A 19,368-nucleotide genomic window follows, 5' to 3' on the forward strand; every position below is an offset into this window, starting at 1 on the left:
TTGTGAGATCAAAACAAGAACATTTTCGCAATTGCCGCTTGCCTCGGATTGACGCGCCAAAGTCCAGATATTAGGTGAATGACATGTCTATCAAACCACTCATAATCCTGCCCGACCCGCTGTTGCGCCAGACGTCCAAGCCGGTGGAGCATTTCGATGCGGACCTGCGCAAGTTTTCGCAGGATATGCTCGACACGATGTATGACGCGCCGGGAATCGGGCTCGCGGCGATCCAGGTCGGCGTGCCGCTGAGGATGCTCGTTATCGACCTCGCCAAGGAAGACGAGCCGAAGGCGCCGCAGATATTCATCAATCCGGAAGTGCTCTCCTCCAGCGACGAACGCAATGTCTATGAGGAGGGCTGCCTGTCGATTCCCGATTATTATGCCGAGGTCGAAAGGCCGAAGCAGGTTCGCGTCAGCTATCTCGATCTTGACGGGAAGAAGCACGAGGTGGAGGCGGATGACCTTCTCGCCACCTGCCTGCAGCACGAGATGGACCATCTGAACGGCGTGCTGTTCATCGATCACATATCCCGGCTGAAGCGCGAGATGGTGGTCAAGAAATTCAGGAAGCTGGCCAAGGACCGTCCGCCGAGCAAGTTGGCGGTATAGGCGATGAGCTTGCGTATCGTCTTCATGGGAACGCCGGATTTCGCCGTTCCCATCCTCAACGCCCTTATCGGCCAGGGTCATGAAATCGTTGCGGTTTACAGCCAGCCGCCGCGACCGGCGGGGCGCCGTGGGCTTGAGCTCACCCCCTCCCCGGTCCATCGCAATGCCGAACAGTTCGGCATCGAGGTTCGCACGCCGAAAAGCCTGAAGGACCCGGAGGAGCAGCAGGCCTTCGCCGATCTCGGCGCGGACGTGGCGATCGTCGTCGCCTATGGGCTGATCCTGCCGAAGCCGATTCTCGAAGGCACTAGACTGGGTTGCTACAATGCCCATGCCTCGCTTTTGCCGCGTTGGCGCGGCGCCGCTCCCATCCAGCGCGCCATCATGGCCGGAGACAGCGAAACCGGCATCATGGTGATGAAGATGGATGAGGGCCTCGACACGGGGCCGGTCGCCATGGCCGAAAAGCTCAAGATCACCGCCGACATGACGGCGGGGGAATTGCACGACCAGTTGAGCATGTCCGGCGCCGATCTCATGGTGCGCGCCGTCGCGGCGCTGGAGCGCGACAGCCTGACGCTGACGCCGCAAGACGAAGATGGCGTTACCTACGCCGCCAAGATCACCAAGGTCGAAACCCGGATCGACTGGAGCCAGCCCGCCATCGATATCCATAATCGCATTCGCGGCCTTGCGCCCTTTCCGGGCGCCTGGTGCGAGATGGAGATCGGCGACGATCTCGAACGCGTGAAACTGCTGCGTTCGGTACTGGCGACGGGCGTCGGAGCACCCGGCACTGTCCTCGACGCCGAACTGCGCATCGCCTGCGGCGAAGGCGCGGTCCGGCTGCGTTCGTTGCAGCGCGCCGGCGGCAAGGTCATGGACAGCCAGGAGTTTCAGCGCGGGGCGAAGATCGCACAGGGGACGCGGCTCCCATGAACCGCTGATCGCCATGCCGCGCTACAAGCTCACGGTCGAGTATGACGGCACGCCCTATGCCGGCTGGCAGCGCCAGGAAAACGGCTATACGGTGCAGGCAGCGATCGAACTCGCCGTTTTCAGGTTCTGCGGCGAGAAACTCTCCATCGGCGCGGCCGGCCGCACGGATTCAGGCGTCCACGCTACCGCGCAGGTGGCGCATATGGACCTTTCCAGGGACTGGAGCGCCTCCAAGGTGCGCGAGGCGCTGAATGCGCATCTCGTCGTCGCCGGCGAGGCCGTCAGCATCATCAATGTGGAGCGGGTGCCGGCAAGCTTCGATTCGCGATTCTCGGCGCTCGGGCGGCACTATCTCTACCGGATGATCAACCGGCGCCCGCCCGCGCCGCTCGAAGCCAACCGCGCCTGGTGGGTGAAGAAGCCACTCGATGAGGCGGCGATGCACGAAGCCGCCCAGCGGCTGGTGGGCACGCATGATTTCACCACGTTCCGCGCCACGCAGTGCCAGGCAAAGAGCCCGGTCAAGACACTCGACCTTCTGACGGTTGAGCGACATGGCGAAATCGTCGAAATAAGAGCGTCGGCGCGATCCTTCCTGCACAATCAGATACGATCATTTGCAGGCACCCTGCACGAAGTCGGATGCGGGCGCTGGAGCGCAGACGACGTGACGGCGGCGCTCGAAGCCAGGAACCGGAAGGCATGTGGCCCGGTCGCGCCGCCCTATGGGCTCTATCTCATCGGCGTGGATTATCCGATGGTCACCGCTTCCGGCGCCGATATGTCCAATGCGGTCTGAAGCAGCAGCATCAGAAACAGCGAACCGACCATCAAGGCGATGAAGAACGCCGCCGAATAGGCATAGGACTTCTTCAGCACGATGTGCGTCAGCCTGTAGGTCAGCACCATGATCATGGCGTAGAGCGCAAGGCCCAGCGCCGCCGTGACTGCCGGCCAGCCCGGCAGCAGGGTGCGAAGCACGGTGGCCGGCGCCATCATCCAGGCGGCGATGACCGTTCCCCAGTTGGTCGCGACCACATAGGGACTATATCGCTTGCTGATGCCCAGCGGGCGCGCCACGAGCGCGAGCAGCACCAGAGGCAGCACCCAGGCGGTGAGATCGACAAAGGCGACGCGCCCCATGATGGAAAGGCGGCTGCCGGCCTCCGGCCGCGCCGCAATGAGGTCATTGGCGAAGATGATCCAGCTGAGGATCAGCGGCGGCAATGAAATCGTAATGGCGTGAAAGGACTTCCAGAACCCGTCCTCGGAAATATCCAGCCGCTCGAGCCCGTCCGCATGGCCGGTCATCATGCGCCAGGCGCCGAAAAGGTAGTCCTGAATTTCGTTCCAGTCGGGTATGTCGTTCATTCGCTGCTCACGCAAAGAAATCCGCAATGAAGCGCTCGTAGATCTGGGTCAGGGTCTCGAGATCGGCAATAGCGACGCGTTCATCCACCATGTGCATCGTCTGTCCGACAAGCCCGAACTCCACCACGGGGCAGTAATCCTTGATGAAGCGCGCATCGGAGGTGCCGCCCGAGGTCGAGAGCTGCGGCCGCTTGCCGGTCACCGCTTCGACGGACGAGGACAGCGCGCCGAGCAGTTTCTCGTCGCGGGTCAGGAAAACATGGCTCGGCCGATCACGCCAGACGATCTCGTAATTGACCGGATCAGCCTTGCCGGGACGCAGCTTGCCGCGGGCCGCAGCCCGGTCGAGCCGGTTATGAATCTCCGCCATCAGCGTCTCGTCGGTCCAGCTGTCATTGAACCGCACATTGAAGGTTGCCGTGGCACGCGCAGGGATCACATTGACAGCGGGATTGCCGACGTCGATGGTCGTCACCTCGAGATTGGTCGCCTGAAAATCCTCCGTGCCCTGGTCGAATGCCGGGTAGAGCAGGCTTTCGACCAGACTGGTCAAACCTCGCACGGGATTATCGGCAAGGTGCGGATAGGCGACGTGGCCCTGGACGCCGTGAACGACGATCGTTCCCGACAGCGAGCCGCGGCGGCCGATCTTGATCATGTCGCCGAGCCGTTCGGGATTGGTCGGTTCGCCGACGATCGAGGCGTCCCAGCTTTCGCCCTTCTGCTTCGCCCATTCCAGCAATTTGCCGGTGCCGTTGATCGATGGTCCCTCCTCGTCTCCCGTGATCAGGAAGGAGACAGAGCCACGCAGGTCCCGATGTTTGCCGATGTGGCGGGCGACAGCGGCAAGAAAGCAGGCGATCCCGCCCTTCATGTCGACGGCGCCGCGACCGTACATCTGGCCATTATGGATCTTCGCCGAAAAAGGCGGAAAGGTCCACGCGGCCTCGTCCCCCACGGGAACGACGTCCGTGTGGCCGGCGAACATCAAATGCGGGCCATTGCCGGAACGCCGGGCATAGAGATTTTCGACGTCCGGCGTACCGTCTTCGCTGAAGACCGGGCGTTCGACGCTGAAACCGAGAGGTTCGAGCAAGGATTGCAGCACTTGCAATGCCCCACCTTCCAGCGGAGTCACCGAGGGGCAGGCAATGAGTTTGGCGAGGTTTTGAATTGGATCGGTCGAGGATATCATGGCTAATGCGATAGTCCAAAAGCGCGATCCTGTCATCGGCTTTTCACATAAGGTTCAGGCTATGGAGAAAAATACCGTCATCGATCGAGATGCCCGCATCGTCATCGCCGGCGCCGGTTCCATCGGGTGCTATGCCGGCGGCTGCCTTGCCGCGGCTGGACGCAACGTCGCCTTCCTTGCGCGTCCGAGGACCGAAGCCGCGCTGCGCGGCAACGGTCTTCATGTCATTGATCTCGGCGATGCCGAGCATGTCCTGGACGGAGACAGCCTGTCGCTGGATAGCAGCCCGGCGACGATATTGGCCACAGCCGACATTATCCTGCTCGCAGTGAAGAGCGGCGCGACCGCGGAGCTCGCGGAACTCATAGCCCGCCATGCACCGCCGCATTGCATCGTGGTCAGCCTGCAAAACGGCGTTGGCAATGCGGAAATCCTCCGTGCGGCACTTGGTCCGCACAGGCCGGTCGTGCCCGGGATGGTACCGTTCAACGTGGTCCAGACCGAGGACGGGCAGGGTCGCATCAGCGTCCGGCGCACGATGCCCGGAACGGTGCTGATCGGGACGGACGTGGATGGGCTGGCATCGTTTCTTTCCGTGCCGGGCTTTTCAGTCGCAACCCATCCGGACATGCACTGCGTCCAGTGGAGCAAGCTGCTGATGAACCTCAACAATGCGCTCAACGCCCTGTCCGACCTGCCTCTTGCACAGCAGCTCACGGATCGAAGCTGGCGAAAACTGGCCGCCGACCAGATGAGCGAGGGACTGCGTATCATGAGGGCGAACGGCATTGCGCCCATCACGATACAGGGCGCGCCGCCGACTGTCCTGCCGTGGCTTCTCCGCCTGCCCGATGCTCTTTTCCGCATCGTCGCCCGCAGGATGCTGGCCATCGACCCGCATGCGCGCTCTTCCATGTGGCAGGACCTGGCAAATGGGCGCGCCACCGAGATCGATTATCTGCAGGGCACGATCATCGACCTCGCCAAAGCCAGCAACATGGCCGCCCCGCTCGCGGCGCGCATCAGCGCATGTATCAAGGCGGCGGAAGGCAAACCGGTGCGGCCTCACACGGTGGATGAAATCCGCAACGGCCGCTGATCTGCCGGTTTCGGCTCAGTCGCGCAGCAATTCGTTGATGGAGGTTTTCGAGCGTGTCTTCTCGTCCACCCGCTTCACGATAACCGCGCAATAGAGGCTCGGTCCCGGCTCATTGTTGGGGAAGGACTTGCCAGGCAGCGAGCCGGCGACGACAACGGAATATGCCGGCACTTCACCATAGAAGATCTCGCCCGTGGTGCGATCGACGATCTTCGTCGACTTGCCTATGAAGACGCCCATGCCGAGGACTGCGCCCTCGCGGACGATGCAGCCCTCGACTACCTCGGAGCGGGCGCCGATGAAGCAATTGTCTTCGATGATCGTCGGTCCGGCCTGCATGGGTTCAAGCACGCCGCCAATGCCGACACCGCCGGAAAGATGGACATGCTTGCCGATCTGCGCGCAGGAACCCACGGTCGCCCAGGCATCCACCATCGTGCCCTCGCCGACATAGGCGCCGAGATTGACGAAGGACGGCATCAGGATCGCGCCCGGCGCTATATAGGCGGAGCGGCGGACGACAGCGCTCGGAACCGTGCGAATGCCGGCCTTGGCGAATTCGGTCGCACCCCAGCCTTCGAACTTCGACGGCACCTTGTCCCACCATTGGGCGCCGCCAGGGCCGCCCTCGATCAATCCCATCGGATTGAGCCTGAAGGAGAGCAGCACCGCCTTCTTGAGCCATTGATTGACTTTCCACTCGCCGTCCGGCTGCCTTTCGGCCACGCGGGCCTCACCGGCATCGAGCAGAAGCAGCGATGCCTCCACCGCCTCGCGAACTTCACCGCGGGTCTCGGTGTTTATCGCGTCCCGTTCGTCGAACGCCTTGTCGATGGTTGCTTCGAGGCTGCTGAGATCAGGCTTGGACATTTTGTCATCACTCCATTAGACGGGCATGCGAGGGGCTTGTCAGGTGCTACTAAGTGAAGTCTGCGAGGGGGTCAATCGCAGCGTCATATTGGTGGACAATGAATCGGGTTGACTGCCTGTAAGCGTCACGGACGCCGCAGAAGGAGAAAAAGAAATTGAATACTGACGAAAAGCACGGCTGGACGCCTTTTTCGCATTCCTCGGAGGCAGTTCGCCGTGTGCAGACCGCGCCGGAGACGCCGCAAACCCAATCGGACACGTACCGCCTTGCTTTTGCCGATCCCGACTTCATGACGCGCCGGGAAATGCGCGCCGTCCGCCTGCAGCTCGAACTGCTGAAGCCCGAAATGGCGCTGACGGAGCGCGGCATCCGCTCAACCGTCGTTCTCTTCGGCGGAGCGCGCATTCCCGAACCCGGTACTGCAGCCTGGGCAGCAAAGAACGAGACCCAGAAGAAGAACCTCGAGGCCAATTCCCACTATTATGCCGAGGCGCGGGAGTTCGCGCGGCTATGCTCGACCTATTCGTCCAGCACCTATAATCGCGAATTCGTCGTCGTGACCGGCGGCGGCCCCGGCGTCATGGAGGCCGGCAATCGCGGCGCTGCCGATGTCGGCGCGCCAACCATCGGCCTCAACATCGTATTGCCGCACGAGCAGGCGCCCAACGCCTATGTGACGCCCGAACTGTGCTTCAACTTCCATTATTTCGCCATCCGCAAGATGCATTTCCTCATGCGGGCAAAGGCGATGGCGATTTTCCCGGGTGGCTTCGGCACGATGGACGAGACCTTCGAGGCGCTGACCCTGATCCAGACCGGGCGGATGGAGCGCATACCCTTCCTGCTGTTCGGCAAGTCCTTCTGGGAGAAGACCATCAATTTCGACTTCCTGGCCGAACAGGGCGTCATATCGCCGACGGATCGCGAGCTGATCACTTTCGTCGATAGTGCCAGCGAGGCGTGGAAGGTGATCCAGGAGTTCTATTCGCTGCCGCAGGGTGCCTGAGCCATGCGCTCATGCGCGTCGCGCATGCGGGGCGGATGTATCCAGGTGACGAGCACGACCGAGATGATCATGAGCAGGTACCAGGAGCCGAGCTTGGAGAGCGATACCGGCGACCAGGCTTCCGCCTGCGAAGGGTAGATCCAGGCACGCGACCATGTGCCGATGTTCTCGGCACCCCATATGAACAACGCCACCAGCAGGAAGGCGAGCAGCAGCGGCATGTGGTGCCGCGAGCGGAAAACGCGGTAATACATGCTGCTGCGCGCGAACAGCGCTATGGTCGCGGCGAAAAGCACCCAACGCAGGTCGGCAATATAGTGGTGGGTGAAGAAATTGGCATAGATCGCCATGGCAAGAATGGCGGTCATCCACAGACGCGGATAATTCTCGAGCCTGATATCGAATATGCGGTTGACCCGGGCCATGTAGGAGCCGACGGCTGCATACATGAAACCTGAGAACAACGGCACGCCGCCAATGCGCAGCAGGCTCGGCTCCGGATAGATCCAGGAGCCGACATGCGTCTTGAATATCTCCATGAGCGTGCCGACGACGTGGAAGATCAGGATGATCTTGGCCTCGCCGAGCGTTTCCAGCCTGAATGCCAGCATCGAGAGCTGGATGAGAAGCGCGGCGATGAAGAGAAAATCATAGCGGGCAAAACCGCCATCATCCGGCCAGAAAAACTTGGTGGCGAGAATGACGCCCAGCATCAGCCCGCCGAAGAGGCAGGCCCAGGCCTGCTTGATGCCGAACACCAGAAACTCGACCGCACCGCCCCAGACGCCCGACCCGGGCAGCCGATCCAGTATCCTGTGGGCCGCGAGGTCGATGACCTCTTCGACCGAGGTGAATCGCTTCACGCAGGGATATCCGTGGTCGCCCGTCCGGGCAGGATGGCGCTGAGGAACGAGGAGAGATTGTCGGTTACATAGTCGACGTGATCGGTCTGGCCGGGATCGCGCTCCCAGATTTCCGAGAATGTCGGCTCGAAATTGCGCGGCACGATCAGGACCGTGGTCATTCCGAGCGCCTTGGGCTCCACCAGGTTCCTCGCCAGATCCTCGAACATCACGCTGGCGCGGGCATCGATCCTGTGCTGGGCCAGGAAGCGGTCATAGGTCTCGCGCGCCGGCTTCGGGTTCAGTTCCGCCGCGACGATATCGAAGATGTCGTCGAACTCGTCGAGAACGCCAAGCTGCCGCGCGGCCCGCTCCGCATGCCCGCGATCACCATTGGTGAATATGAACTTGCGCCCCGGCAATTGCCTTATGGCCGTAGCCAGCGACGGATCGGGCACCAGCCAGGAATAATCGATATCGTGCACCTTCTGCAGGAAATCGTCGGAATCGATATCGTAGCGATCCATCAGGCCTTTGAGCGTGGTGCCGTAATCCTTGTAGAACTGCTTCTGCAGGGTCCTCGCATCCGAGCGCGACAGCTTGAGCAGATCCGCCACATAGTCGGTCATTTTGACGTCGATCTGCGAAAAAAGATTGGAGTGATGCGGGTAAAGTGTATTGTCCAGGTCAAATACCCAGTCAGTAATATGGGCAAAGTTCAAAGGATCGGGTTGATTGGTCATAAGCGGTTGTTTTTCCGTCGTGCAAAAGATGCGTTCAATTCTCTGTATCACGGATGAAATAGAACAAAAGCATCCGAACTACGACCACTTTGGAATTTTTCCCAACCGGTATTTCCCCAATGCCACATACCACGAAAAGTCTATGGTCGAGGTCTGATGTCCAGGATTCTTGCTAAGGTCGCAATTATAGCGGTCGTCTCGACGGCCTTCTCGCTGGCCATCACCGGCACGATCATGACCGCCAATGGCATCTATCACAAAATCGGCTATGTCATTGCCGCGGTCTGCCCCCTGCTCATATCGCCGCCGATCTCGCTCATCGTCCTCTGGCAGTCCGAAAAGCTGAAGCGTGCGCTGGAAGCGCTGCGTCTGGTCAAGGAGGAACTCGAGGCGACGAACGCCAAGCTTTTCGAAAAGTCGACACGCGACAGCATGACGGGAATGCTCAACAGGGAAGCGTTTTTCAACCATGTCAATCATGTGCGCTCCCGCCAGGCCTGTTCGCTGCTGATCATCGACGTCGATCATTTCAAGAAGATCAACGACGTTCACGGACATTATGTCGGCGATGCCGCGCTGATGGCGATCGCGCGCTGCATATGCGATTGCATGGGCATCGATGGAATAACGGGCCGTATCGGCGGAGAGGAATTCGGTGTGTGCCTGCTCACCGACAATCCATCCACGGTGGAGGCAATCGCCGAGGATATTCGCAGGGAAGTCGGCCAGCTGGTATTCGTCACCACCGACGACACGCCCGTGGCTCTCAGCGTCAGCATCGGCGGTTCTGCCGATATTTCATCCGATACGGTGGCAGACCACTTCCAGATCGCCGACAGGAAGCTCTACGAGGCGAAGCGGCACGGACGCAATTGCGTGTTCATCCATGCCAACTTCCGCAAGGCCGCGTGACGCAATCGCTTACGGGACGATCAGCGTTCCCGCGCCGCGCTCCGTGAACAATTCGAGCAGAACCGAGTGCGGCGTCTTGCCGTTGAGGATGACCACGCCTTCGACGCCGCGATTGATCGCATCGATGCAGGTTTCGACCTTGGGGATCATTCCGCCGGATATCGTGCCGTCCTTGATGAGTGCCCGCGCCTGGCCGACCGACAGTTCCTTGATCAGTTCCTTGTTCTTGTCGAGAACGCCCGGAACATCGGTGAGGAACAGCAGCCGTGAAGCAGCAAGGGCGCCGGCAATCGCGCCCGCAAACGTGTCGGCATTGATATTATAGGTGTTACCGTCACGCCCGGGGGCGACGGGGGCGATGACCGGGATCATTTCGGAGCGCGCCAGCAGATCGAGCAGGGTCCGGTCGACCTCGATGGGCTCGCCGACGAAACCGAGATCGACAATCTTCTCTATGTTGGAATCCGGGTCGATGATGGTCTTCTTGGCCTTTTCGGCGAAGACCATGTTGCCATCCTTGCCGCAAAGCCCGATGGCCCATTCGCCCTCCGCATTGATCAGGGCGACGATCTCCTTGTTGATGGAGCCGGCCAGCACCATCTCGACGATTTCGAGGGTCTTGGCATCGGTGACGCGCAGTCCGCCTTCGAACTTCGATTCAATGCCCATGCGCGACAGCATCGAGGCGATCTGCGGTCCGCCGCCATGGACGACGATGGGGTTGATCCCCGATTGCTTCAGCAGCGCGACATCGCGCGCAAAGGCCTTGCCGAGCGCAGCGTCACCCATGGCGTGGCCGCCATACTTCACGACGACGGTCTTGTTCTCATAGCGCTGCATATAGGGCAATGCAGCCGACAACAGGCTTGCCTGGACTTCGGCTGAACGGTCGGCTTCAATCGCGGATGACATGGTGGGGACGACTCCATCGTGCGAGGATGCAGCTACTTAGCGTTAAAGTCCGCTCGGGGCAAATGGCTTTTCCCCTCGATTCGAAGTTTTGGAAAAGCCGCCGGAAAGGTGCTTATTCTTCCAGCAATCTGGCGATGGCCGCCCTGAGTTCATCGAGGCCGGTGCCTTTTTCCGAGGATGTCGCGATGATCTCCGGATAGGCCGCGGCGCGCTTGCGAATGAGCCCGGCAGTGGCCTCCATCAGGCGCGGCACGCCGGCCGGCTTGATCTTGTCGATCTTGGTCAGGACGACCTGATACGACACGGCGGCCTTGTCGAGCAGGTCAAGCACTTCCGCGTCGTTCTTCTTGATGCCGTGGCGCGCATCGATGAGGAGGTAGACGCGCTTCAGCGTGGTACGGCCGCGCAGATAGTCGAATACGAGCCTCGTCCAGGCGTCCACTTGCTCCTTGGGCGCTTCGGCGAAACCGTAGCCCGGCATGTCCACCACGGCGAGCGGCGGCAGGTCCATTCCCTCCCCCGAATAGCCCTCGGGCACGAAGTAATTAAGTTCCTGCGTGCGGCCGGGCGTATTGGATGTGCGGGCGAGGTTCTTCTGGCCGATAATGCCGTTGATCAGCGAAGACTTGCCGACATTGGAGCGCCCGGCAAAGGCGATCTCGAGCGGTCCCTCCGGCGGCAGGAACTTCATCGAGGGGACGCCGCGGATGAAAACCCATCCTTGGGCAAAGAGCATGCGGCCCTTTTCGATCAACTGCGTCCTGGCCTGTTCTTCGCTCACTTGCTGTTCCTGTCCGGCGGTCTATCCGCCTGCTTTCGATAATAAGCAGGCGATTGTCAACCTGCATCGCAAGCAAAAGGCCCCGCCGCGGCAGGGCCTTGCTGATGCTTGAGGGGTTCGCCGGGCCTATTCGGCCGGCTTGGGCTTCTTGCGGATCATCGCGATCAGATTGTCCCAGAGCTCCACCTTCACCCCCTGGCGCTTCATGATGATCGCCTGCTGGATGATGGAGAGCGTGTTGTTCCATGCCCAGTAGATGACCAGGCCTGCCGGGAAGCTCGCCAGCATGAAGGTGAAGATCAACGGCATCCAGTTGAAGATCATCTGCTGGGTCGGATCCGGCGGTGTCGGGTTCATCCGCATCTGCAGGAACATGGTGACGCCCATGATGAGCGGCCAGACGCCGATCATCAGGAAGGCCGGCACCGCCCAGGGCAGAAGGCCGAAAAGATTGAAGATCGAGGTCGGATCCGGAGCGGCCAGATCCTGAATCCAGCCGAAGAAGGGCGCGTGACGCATTTCGATCGTCACATAGAGCACCTTGTATAGCGCGAAGAATACCGGGATCTGGATCAGGATCGGCCAGCAACCGGCAATGGGATTGATCTTCTCGGTCTTGTAGAGCTCCATCAGCGCCTGCTGCTGCTTGACCTTGTCATCCGCATATTTCTCGCGGATCTCGGTCATCTTCGGCTGAACCAGCTTCATGCGCGCCATCGAGGCGTATGATTTGTTGGCAAGCGGGAAGAAGAAAGCCTTCAGGATGACGGTCACGACCAGGATCGCCACGCCGAAATTGCCGATCGCCTTATAGAGATAATCGATCAGGTAGAACATCGGCTTGGTGATGAAGTAGAACCAGCCCCAGTCGATCAGGAGATCGAACTGGCGGATGTTGCGTTCCTTTTCATAGGTGTTGATGCGCCCGACTTCCTTCGCGCCGGCAAAGACGAGGTTCTCGATCGTCGCCGACTGACCGGGCTCGATCGTGGTCGGATCGGAGAGGTAGTCGCTCTGGTAGCGCGGGCGGCCTTCCTGGAAATAGGAAATCCGTGCCTGGAACGGCTTGGCCGTCGACGGGATGAGCGTTGTCGCCCAATATTTGTCGGTGATGCCGATCCAGCCGCCCGTGGAGGATTTGGGCGGCGAAACTTCCTTTTCGTCCTCGATGGCCGAGAACTTGTACTCGATGAGGCCTTCCTCGCCGACGACGCCGATCGGGCCTTCGTGCAGGACATAGGTGCTGGCATGGGCGGGCTTGGAGAAGCGCGTCACCCGGCCGTAGGAGGCGAGCGATACCGGAGCGCCGGACGCATTCGTCACGGTGTCCTTGACGCTGAACATGTAATTGTCGTCGACCGAATAGGTGCGCTTGAAGGTCAGGCCCTTTTCGTTGGTGAATGCCAGCGTCACCGGTGTGGCCGGCGTCAGCCTGTCATTGCCCTCGACGCTCCAGACGGTAGCGGGCCCGGGAACGGTTCCCGTCGTGTCGTTGGGAATGAAGCCGATTTCGGCGAACTGGCCGTCGGCCAGTTGCTCGGGGCTGAGCAGTTGGATGTTGGGCGACCGGTCGTCGACGGTCTCGTGGTAGCGCTTCAGCTGCAAATCGTCGAGGCGGGCGCCCTTCAGGCTGATGGACCCGCTGAGGCTCGGCGTATCGAGCGCCACGCGGCTGCTCTGGCCGAGCGCTGCATCGCGCGTCATCGAGCCTGCCTGCGCCGGATCCTGTGTCTGGCCGGGAATATTGGCGCCTGGCGCCGTCGTGCCTTCCGGATTGGTGCCGGCAGGCGTGCTTGCCTGGCCGTCGACGCGCGTCTGTCCTTGCCGCGTGGCCTCGATCTGGGCCTGTTCGCGCTGCGCTTCGACCCGGGGGTTCATGTAGAACACCTGCCAAAGCGTCAGAATCACAATGGACAAGGCAATGGTGATAAAGAAATTACGGTTCGTTTCCATTGTCAGTCCTTGGGTCGGGTTCCAGAGCCCATCAGGGCTTCGGCGAACGCCGGGTCATAGATTTCCGGGAGACCCGTTTCGCGAGTTCCCGCGTCAGTTCCGCGAAAGGCGCATTCAGGGCATCGCGGCGAGCAACGATGACATAATCCGTTCCATCGGCCATGTCATCAGCGACATTGACACGCACCGCCTCTTTCAGGCGCCGCTTGATGCGGTTGCGCAGAACGGCATTGCCATTCTTCTTGGTGACCGTGAAGCCGACGCGGGGCGGCCCATCGGCCTCCGGTCGCTCCCTGATCTCGACGAGGAAAAACGGGCCACGCCGCTTTTCACCGTTTCGGACAGCCAAAAACTCCGCTCTCTTGCGAAGGCGGAGTGGCTTGATCTTATTCATAGTCTAATGCCAGCCGCGCAATGTGCGCGGACCGTCCTTAGGCTGAAAGCCGCTTGCGGCCGCGAGCCCGGCGGGCAGCAATTACCTTGCGGCCGCCAGCAGTTGCCATGCGGGCGCGAAACCCGTGACGACGTGCGCGAACAAGTTTGGATGGCTGATAAGTACGCTTCATTTGTTAAATACCGCGGTGTGCGGCCCTTCTTGTGGTCTGTTCTTTGACAGGAGCATATCAGGACCGCCATTTGGTGCGAACACCGCTAATGCGTCTCGTGGGGCGGTCAACCCGGACGTGCGCGGCTTATAGAGGCGCATGGTCGATAAGTCAATTGATGCAGTACCGAATCGAAATAGGCAAAAGACCGGAACTGATTTATTGTGCCTTTAAACAATAGACCTACATAATCCGGGTCGATGGAGCATGAATGGCGTCAACTCAGGATCATACGGAAAATGGCGACACGCCCGCTTCGGCGCGTCCATTGCCCGTCTTGAAGCGGCTTTCCGGCAAGCTGCTGCTCCTGACGCTGCTTTTCGGGCTGATCGCCGAGATCATGATCTTCGTTCCGACCATCGCCGACATGCGCATGCGCTGGCTGGCGGACCGCCTGAACACCGTCGCCGCGGCGAGCGTGGTTCTCGCTGCCAGCGACGCCGACGACGTGCCGCAATCGGTGCAGAACGACGTATTGCTCGCGACCGGCACCAAGGCGATCGCGCTGCGTGAGAAAGGCGCCTCGCGGCTGCTCGCGGTCGCGGACATGCCCTCGAAAGTGGCGCGGCACATAGACATGACGGTGACCGACCCGGTGACGATGATCCGCGACGCCTTCGATGAGCTCATCAATGGCGGCAATCGCGTCATCCGCGTCTATGGGCCGATCGGCGACACCGGCAAGGTCATCGAACTCCTGACTTCCGATACGCCATTGCGCAATGCGATGCTGCTCTATGCCCGCAATGTGGCGCTGATATCCCTGTTCATCTCGGTGATCACCGCCACGCTGGTCTTCCTCGCCATCAGCCGCATGCTGATCACGCCGATCCAGCGCATGACGACGAACATGCTTGAATTCGCGCAGGCGCCGGACGATCCGCAAAGGATCATCACGCCGGACGAGCGCGAGGACGAGCTTGGGATCGCGCAGCGGGAACTGAGTTCCATGCAGCGGCAATTGCAGCGCACGCTTGCGGAACAGAAACATCTCGCCGATCTCGGTCTCGCCGTCTCCAAGATCAATCACGACATGCGCAACATATTGGCATCGGCACAATTGATGTCGGATCACCTCGCCCATAGCAGCGATCCCGCCATTCAGCGCTTCATTCCCAAGCTGGTGCGCACCATCGACCGCGCCGTGCATTATTCGCAGGCGGTCCTCGCCTATGGCGCGACGCAGGAAGCGCCGCCACAGCGTCGGCGCGTCAATCTCCACACCATCGTGCGCGATGTCGAGGACATGCTGGATCTCGACGCCAAGTCCAATATCGAGTTCAAGAACCTCGTGCCGGAAAACTTCGAGATCGACGTCGATCCCGACCAGTTCTTCCGCGTCATCTCGAATTTGTGCCGCAATTCGATCGAGGCGATGGCCGCCGATACAAGGAGCGATCCCGCCATCATCAAGCGCCTGACGATCACCGCGGGGCAGATCGGCGCAACGTCGATCATCGGCGTGGAAGATACGGGACCGGGCCTGCCTGCCAAGGCACGCGACAACCTCTTCACGGCGTTCAAGGGCTCGGCGCGGTCCGGCGGCACCGGGCTTGGCCTCGCCATCGTGCACGAGCTGGTGCGTGCCCATGGCGGCACGATCGAACTGCGCGACGGCGATGGACCCGGAACGAGCTTCGAGATCAGGATTCCAGACCAGCCGGTGTCACTCACGGAGTGGCGCTCGCGCCGCAATACCGCCTCGCATTAGAACCTTCATGGCTGTGCCATCCGGAACCGTGCCGCTTCTATTCAACCGTGAAAGGCTCTAGAGTTGAGCATCGATGTCTGACTACCTCCCGACCTACTGGCCGCAAATCCTCTTCGTGCTCTCATTCGTACTGGGGGTGCCGGCGGCCATCCATGCCACCATGACCAAGGAAGAGGTGCGGGCCGCCATCGGGTGGGTCGGCGTGATCGTCCTGTCGCCGGTCATCGGCGCGTTGATCTATGCGGTGGTGGGCATAAACCGCATCCGCCGCTCCTCTATCTCCTCCCAGCGCCGCTTTCTGCACGAAATCGGCCAGGGGCAATTCCTCCGCTACGATGCGAGCGAGCAGAATGTGCTCGACCGGTTCGAGAAGCGCTTCGCCGCGATGAAGACCCTTGGCGACCGCGTCAGCCGCTGCAAGCTGACGACAGGCAATGACATAACCATGCTGCAAAGCGGCGATGACGCCTATCGCGCCATGATCGACGCGATAAATGCCGCGAAACGCAGCATTCTGGTCGAAACCTATATTTTCGACCGCGACAAGATCGGGCTGCGCTTCGCCGATGCGCTGATCGCCGCAGCAAAGCGCGGCGTCCAGGTGCGCGTGCTCATCGATGCCGTCGGCGCACGATATTCGATACCCAGCATTGTCGGCTATCTGTCGAGGCGCGGCGTGAGGGTCGATGTCTTCAATGGCAACATCATCATGGGGCTGCGGCTCCCCTATGCCAATCTTCGCACCCACCGCAAGATCATCGTCATCGATGGCCGGAAGGCCTTTACCGGCGGAATGAATATCCGTGCGGGATTTTCGGCGGAGATCGTCGGCGAGGACAATGCCCGCGATACGCATTTCGAACTGACCGGGCCGATCATCACCGACCTGTTCCACATCGCTTCCGAGGACTGGCGCTTTGCCACTGGAGAACGGCTTGCCGGCGAAGCCTGGCATATCGCCACGCCGGAGAAGCAGCCGGGGGAGCGCGTCTTCATCCGTGCCGTGCCCTCGGGCCCCGACAAGAGCCTCGAAGCCAATCACCGCATGCTGATGGGCGCCTTTTCCATCGCCCAGAGCCATATTCGCATCATGTCGCCCTATTTCCTGCCCGACCGCGAGCTTATCAGTGCGCTCGTGACCGCCGCCCGCCGCGGAGTCGAGGTCGATATCGTCATCCCCTCGATCAACAATCTCAAGCTGGTCGATAGGGCGATGACGGCGCAGTTCGACCAGATATTGAAGAGCCATTGCCGGATCTGGCGCGCAAGCGGCAATTTCAACCATTCGAAGCTTTTGGCGGTGGATGGCACCTGGGCCTATGTCGGCTCCTCAAACCTCGACCCGCGCTCGCTGCGCCTTAATTTCGAGGTCGATCTCGAAGTTCTGGACGCCGAATTCGCCGCCCACGTCGTCCATCTCGTCGAGCACGCCATGGAGGGAGCAACCCCGGTTCTGCTGCAGGAATTGCGCGCGCGCTCGTTCTGGGTGCGCCTCATCGACCGGATTATCTGGCTAGGCTCGCCCTATCTGTAACGGCCAGCGCCGGCAGAGCATCCTTGAGCGCGATGTGAGCCTTTATCGGCAGGTGATCCGACGCCACGCGTGCGAGCGGCGTGTCATGCACCTCGATGGCGCTGACGAGTTCATGCGGATGGCCCAATATGCGGTCGAGCGCGAGCACCGGAAAGCGCGACGGGAAGCTCGGCACCGCATTCCGGGCCGGATCGAACATCGGCCTGAGGAAATGCAGCGACGATCCCTTGCCGACACGCCATTCATTCAGATCGCCGATCAGCAGCGTCGGCCGCGTCGGGTCTGCGGCAACCGCATTGAGGATTGCTTCCGATTGCTGCTGCCGTGAATGTTTGAGCAGGCCGAAATGGGCGGCAATGATGCGCAAGGGGCCGGTGGCGACATCGATATCGACGACAAGCGCGCCCCGCGGTTCGAGCCCCGGCAGAACCAGCTGCTGCACCCGCCGCACCGCGCCCTCGCGGAACAGAAGCAGATTGCCGTGCCATCCATGGCCCTGCGGATAGAGAGAAGTCACCGGAACCGGGATGAGGCTGTTTTCGCGGTGCAGCCGCTCGAGGTTGAGGAGACCGCTGCGCTCGCCGAAGCGCTTGTCCGCTTCCTGTATGGCGATGATGTCGGCGCCGATCTCGCCGATCACCCGCGCCACCCGATCAGGATCGAAGCGCTTGTCGACACCGATACATTTGTGAACATTGTACGAGGCGATGAGCAGGTCGCCACGCAGCGCGCGCTCGATGGTGGCGGAGCGTCTGTGGCGGTTCCTGACGGCCGCTAGGATGCTGGCTGACACGCTGGGCTTTGACTGCCGCGCAGGCTTCTTGCTGTCCATTCACAAGAGATAGGTCCACATCCCCTGATTGGCAAGCAAAGACGTCGTCGTCCGGCCGCAAAGCGGTCAGAACCTGTTTCCGACGAGATGCGCGACCTGCGAACCGGCCTCGTAATAGCCTTCCTTGACCGAGCGGAACTTCTCGTCGCCCGGCGCACTGACGGGAAGCGGCAGCTCGTCGGTTGTCGTCGTGCCGGTGATGTGCTCTGCCAGAACGCGTCCAAAAACAGTTCCGGGCGCAATTCCCCGGCCATTATAGCCGTTGAAACTGATGATCTTCGGCGCCAGGACATGGAAACGGGGCAGATGATCGCTGGTCATGCCGATCTTGCCATACCAGCCGGCCTCGAACTCGATTTCGCCCAGTTGCGGAAACAATTTGCGGATGGACCGCGCGGCCCAGGCGCGATGCACTGCCATGCCGGTGCCGCGCAGGGCGCCGACGCTGCCGAAAACCAGCCGGCCGGCCTTGTCCATGCGGAACGAGCTGAGTATCTCCTTCGTGTCCCATGCTCCCTGCCGCTCCGGCAGGATCGATTTGCGCAGATTGGCCGTCAACGGCTTGGTGGCAAAGTTGAAATAGGGCAGATGCACGATTTCCGCGCGCAGCTGTGGCCATGGCGCCGTCGTATAGGCATTGGTGGCCATGATGATCCAATCGGCGGTGACGTTCGCTTCCGGGGTGCGTACGAGCCAGCGGTCGCCGGACTTTTCGGTGGCGGTGACCCTCGTGTCCGTATGGACCGCCGCGCCCGCCGCCATCGCCGCGCGGGCCAGTCCGCGCACATAGGCGAGCGGCTGGATCGTACCGGCACGCCTGTCCAGCAGCGAACCGGCATAAGCGCCCGAACCGACCCTGGCGGCAGTCTCCGCCGCATCCAGCAGCGTGACATCGGCAGCGCGGGCCTGCCACTGCCTGGTCCGTTCCTCGAGCTGCCGCAAGCCGCTTTCGCCGACGGCGCAGTGCAGCGTGCCATTGCGCTCGAGTTCGCATTCGATCCCGTGCTTGTCGACGAGATGGAAAACCGATTTCGGCGCATCGCCGAGGAGTTGCAGCAATCTTTCGCCGTGGAGCGAACCGAGCACCTTCGGCAGGTCGTCGGGCATCACCCACATCCCGGCGTTCACAAGACCGACATTGCGGCCCGAACCGCCGAAGCCGATCTCCGCGGCGTCGAGAACGGCGACCTTCGCGCCGGCTTCCGCAAGATGAAGCGCCGCCGACAGCCCGGTAAAGCCGGCACCGACAATGGCGACATCAACGGATAGATCGCTGCGTAGCCGCTGCGTTTCCGGCGCGGGAGGGGCTGTCTTTTCCCACAGGCCGTGGGAGCGGTCGTCATTGAGCATGTGTCACCAGAAATTGCTGAAGGGCGGCCTCGCCGCCAATGCCGTTATAGAACGACGTCCCGGCGGCGGAAATGAAAATCATTGACGATGTGATGCAC

General features: G+C 61.2%; 20 protein-coding genes. 8 read left to right on the top strand and 12 right to left on the bottom strand.

The annotated features are described in order from the left end of the window. Positions 1-83: 83 nt before the first annotated feature. Genes def through truA form a run of 3 tightly spaced genes read left to right on the top strand, consistent with a single transcriptional unit; the run spans position 84 to position 2,352 of the window. Positions 84-614 (top strand): peptide deformylase, encoded by a 531-nt coding sequence (gene def / locus M8997_RS06945; RefSeq protein WP_250019203.1) that lies wholly within the window; start codon positions 84-86, stop codon positions 612-614. Between the two features lie 9 nt (positions 615-623). After that, on the top strand, positions 624-1,553 hold the full coding sequence (gene fmt / locus M8997_RS06950; RefSeq protein ID WP_250019245.1) for a methionyl-tRNA formyltransferase: 930 nt from the start codon (positions 624-626) through the stop codon (positions 1,551-1,553). A gap of 13 nt (positions 1,554-1,566) precedes the next feature. Continuing rightward, positions 1,567-2,352 carry a tRNA pseudouridine(38-40) synthase TruA gene (gene truA / locus M8997_RS06955; protein WP_250019204.1) on the top strand — a complete coding sequence of 262 codons (786 nt, stop codon included), beginning with the start codon at positions 1,567-1,569 and terminating at the stop codon, positions 2,350-2,352. On the opposite strand, the gene M8997_RS06960 is transcribed toward truA, so the two are convergent. Together M8997_RS06960 and dapE are read right to left on the bottom strand one after the other, a co-directional pair. After that, positions 2,304-2,924, bottom strand: coding sequence for a hypothetical protein (locus tag M8997_RS06960; RefSeq protein WP_250019205.1), 621 nt, complete (start codon positions 2,922-2,924; stop codon positions 2,304-2,306). The two genes, truA and M8997_RS06960, sit on opposite strands and share 49 nt — an antisense overlap. A gap of 7 nt (positions 2,925-2,931) precedes the next feature. Beyond that, complete coding sequence (gene dapE / locus M8997_RS06965) at positions 2,932-4,119, bottom strand: succinyl-diaminopimelate desuccinylase (RefSeq protein ID WP_250019206.1); 1,188 nt, start codon at positions 4,117-4,119, stop codon at positions 2,932-2,934. A 61-nt stretch (positions 4,120-4,180) separates the two neighbouring features. On the opposite strand from dapE, the gene M8997_RS06970 reads away from it, so the two are divergent. After that, a complete protein-coding gene (locus tag M8997_RS06970; RefSeq protein WP_250019207.1) occupies positions 4,181-5,218 on the top strand; it encodes a 2-dehydropantoate 2-reductase in 1,038 nt (345 codons plus the stop codon). A 15-nt stretch (positions 5,219-5,233) separates the two neighbouring features. Here the strand turns inward: M8997_RS06970 and dapD are convergent, their stop codons facing one another. Next, positions 5,234-6,088 carry a 2,3,4,5-tetrahydropyridine-2,6-dicarboxylate N-succinyltransferase gene (gene dapD / locus M8997_RS06975; protein ID WP_250019208.1) on the bottom strand — a complete coding sequence of 285 codons (855 nt, stop codon included), beginning with the start codon at positions 6,086-6,088 and terminating at the stop codon, positions 5,234-5,236. Between the two features lie 155 nt (positions 6,089-6,243). Between dapD and M8997_RS06980 the strand changes: the two genes are divergently transcribed. Continuing rightward, the gene (locus M8997_RS06980) at positions 6,244-7,095 is read left to right on the top strand and encodes an LOG family protein (RefSeq protein ID WP_250019209.1); all 852 of its coding nucleotides are present in this window, start codon (positions 6,244-6,246) and stop codon (positions 7,093-7,095) included. Here the strand turns inward: M8997_RS06980 and M8997_RS06985 are convergent. Together M8997_RS06985 and M8997_RS06990 are read right to left on the bottom strand one after the other, a co-directional pair. Continuing rightward, positions 7,071-7,958 carry a DUF817 family protein gene (locus M8997_RS06985; RefSeq protein ID WP_250019210.1) on the bottom strand — a complete coding sequence of 296 codons (888 nt, stop codon included), beginning with the start codon at positions 7,956-7,958 and terminating at the stop codon, positions 7,071-7,073. The two genes, M8997_RS06980 and M8997_RS06985, sit on opposite strands and share 25 nt — an antisense overlap. Then, the gene (locus tag M8997_RS06990; protein WP_250019211.1) at positions 7,955-8,680 is read right to left on the bottom strand and encodes a pyrimidine 5'-nucleotidase; all 726 of its coding nucleotides are present in this window, start codon (positions 8,678-8,680) and stop codon (positions 7,955-7,957) included. The genes M8997_RS06985 and M8997_RS06990 overlap by 4 nt, the downstream gene beginning before the upstream one ends. Positions 8,681-8,836: 156 nt before the next feature. Between M8997_RS06990 and M8997_RS06995 the strand changes: the two genes are divergently transcribed. Further along, positions 8,837-9,592, top strand: coding sequence for a GGDEF domain-containing protein (locus tag M8997_RS06995; RefSeq protein ID WP_250019212.1), 756 nt, complete (start codon positions 8,837-8,839; stop codon positions 9,590-9,592). 9 nt (positions 9,593-9,601) lie between these two features. Here M8997_RS06995 and argB read toward each other — a convergent pair whose 3' ends face one another. From argB to rpmH, 5 genes are all read right to left on the bottom strand, one after another. Further along, complete coding sequence (gene argB, locus M8997_RS07000; protein ID WP_250019213.1) at positions 9,602-10,504, bottom strand: acetylglutamate kinase; 903 nt, start codon at positions 10,502-10,504, stop codon at positions 9,602-9,604. Between the two features lie 112 nt (positions 10,505-10,616). Next, entirely contained in the window at positions 10,617-11,240 is a 624-nt protein-coding gene (gene yihA / locus M8997_RS07005; protein WP_250019246.1) for a ribosome biogenesis GTP-binding protein YihA/YsxC, read from the bottom strand. 171 nt (positions 11,241-11,411) lie between these two features. Continuing rightward, complete coding sequence (yidC, locus tag M8997_RS07010) at positions 11,412-13,238, bottom strand: membrane protein insertase YidC (RefSeq protein WP_250019214.1); 1,827 nt, start codon at positions 13,236-13,238, stop codon at positions 11,412-11,414. A 31-nt stretch (positions 13,239-13,269) separates the two neighbouring features. Next, positions 13,270-13,632, bottom strand: a complete 363-nt coding sequence (rnpA, locus tag M8997_RS07015; protein WP_250019215.1) for a ribonuclease P protein component — start codon at positions 13,630-13,632, stop codon at positions 13,270-13,272. A gap of 37 nt (positions 13,633-13,669) precedes the next feature. Further along, complete coding sequence (rpmH, locus tag M8997_RS07020; protein ID WP_040853797.1) at positions 13,670-13,804, bottom strand: 50S ribosomal protein L34; 135 nt, start codon at positions 13,802-13,804, stop codon at positions 13,670-13,672. A 250-nt stretch (positions 13,805-14,054) separates the two neighbouring features. On the opposite strand from rpmH, the gene M8997_RS07025 reads away from it, so the two are divergent. Next, positions 14,055-15,554: a HAMP domain-containing sensor histidine kinase gene (locus tag M8997_RS07025; RefSeq protein WP_250019216.1), complete on the top strand. Its 1,500-nt coding sequence runs from the start codon at positions 14,055-14,057 to the stop codon at positions 15,552-15,554. A gap of 73 nt (positions 15,555-15,627) precedes the next feature. Further along, positions 15,628-17,088: a phospholipase D-like domain-containing protein gene (locus M8997_RS07030; protein ID WP_250019217.1), complete on the top strand. Its 1,461-nt coding sequence runs from the start codon at positions 15,628-15,630 to the stop codon at positions 17,086-17,088. Here the strand turns inward: M8997_RS07030 and M8997_RS07035 are convergent. Then, positions 17,060-17,920 carry an endonuclease/exonuclease/phosphatase family protein gene (locus M8997_RS07035; RefSeq protein WP_250019218.1) on the bottom strand — a complete coding sequence of 287 codons (861 nt, stop codon included), beginning with the start codon at positions 17,918-17,920 and terminating at the stop codon, positions 17,060-17,062. The two genes, M8997_RS07030 and M8997_RS07035, sit on opposite strands and share 29 nt — an antisense overlap. 66 nt (positions 17,921-17,986) lie before the next feature. After that, the gene (locus M8997_RS07040) at positions 17,987-19,270 is read right to left on the bottom strand and encodes an FAD-binding oxidoreductase (RefSeq protein ID WP_250019219.1); all 1,284 of its coding nucleotides are present in this window, start codon (positions 19,268-19,270) and stop codon (positions 17,987-17,989) included. Positions 19,271-19,368: the final 98 nt, after the last annotated feature.

Origin of the sequence: Phyllobacterium sp. 21LDTY02-6, from assembly GCF_023554255.2 — a bacterium.
Lineage (GTDB): Bacteria > Pseudomonadota > Alphaproteobacteria > Rhizobiales > Rhizobiaceae > Phyllobacterium.

Bases quoted from the DNA above. Each gene is read 5' to 3' on its own strand.
- def (WP_250019203.1), top strand. From the start codon at position 84: ATGTCTATCAAACCACTCATAATCCTGCCCGACCCGCTGTTGCGCCAG.
- truA (WP_250019204.1), top strand. From the start codon at position 1,567: ATGCCGCGCTACAAGCTCACGGTCGAGTATGACGGCACGCCCTATGCC.
- M8997_RS06960 (WP_250019205.1), bottom strand. From the start codon at position 2,924: ATGAACGACATACCCGACTGGAACGAAATTCAGGACTACCTTTTCGGC.
- dapE (WP_250019206.1), bottom strand. From the start codon at position 4,119: ATGATATCCTCGACCGATCCAATTCAAAACCTCGCCAAACTCATTGCC.
- M8997_RS06970 (WP_250019207.1), top strand. From the start codon at position 4,181: ATGGAGAAAAATACCGTCATCGATCGAGATGCCCGCATCGTCATCGCC.
- dapD (WP_250019208.1), bottom strand. From the start codon at position 6,088: ATGTCCAAGCCTGATCTCAGCAGCCTCGAAGCAACCATCGACAAGGCG.
- M8997_RS06990 (WP_250019211.1), bottom strand. From the start codon at position 8,680: ATGACCAATCAACCCGATCCTTTGAACTTTGCCCATATTACTGACTGG.
- M8997_RS06995 (WP_250019212.1), top strand. From the start codon at position 8,837: ATGTCCAGGATTCTTGCTAAGGTCGCAATTATAGCGGTCGTCTCGACG.
- argB (WP_250019213.1), bottom strand. From the start codon at position 10,504: ATGTCATCCGCGATTGAAGCCGACCGTTCAGCCGAAGTCCAGGCAAGC.
- yihA (WP_250019246.1), bottom strand. From the start codon at position 11,240: ATGCTCTTTGCCCAAGGATGGGTTTTCATCCGCGGCGTCCCCTCGATG.
- yidC (WP_250019214.1), bottom strand. From the start codon at position 13,238: ATGGAAACGAACCGTAATTTCTTTATCACCATTGCCTTGTCCATTGTG.
- rnpA (WP_250019215.1), bottom strand. From the start codon at position 13,632: ATGAATAAGATCAAGCCACTCCGCCTTCGCAAGAGAGCGGAGTTTTTG.
- rpmH (WP_040853797.1), bottom strand. From the start codon at position 13,804: ATGAAGCGTACTTATCAGCCATCCAAACTTGTTCGCGCACGTCGTCAC.
- M8997_RS07025 (WP_250019216.1), top strand. From the start codon at position 14,055: ATGGCGTCAACTCAGGATCATACGGAAAATGGCGACACGCCCGCTTCG.
- M8997_RS07030 (WP_250019217.1), top strand. From the start codon at position 15,628: ATGTCTGACTACCTCCCGACCTACTGGCCGCAAATCCTCTTCGTGCTC.
- M8997_RS07035 (WP_250019218.1), bottom strand. From the start codon at position 17,920: ATGGACAGCAAGAAGCCTGCGCGGCAGTCAAAGCCCAGCGTGTCAGCC.
- M8997_RS07040 (WP_250019219.1), bottom strand. From the start codon at position 19,270: ATGCTCAATGACGACCGCTCCCACGGCCTGTGGGAAAAGACAGCCCCT.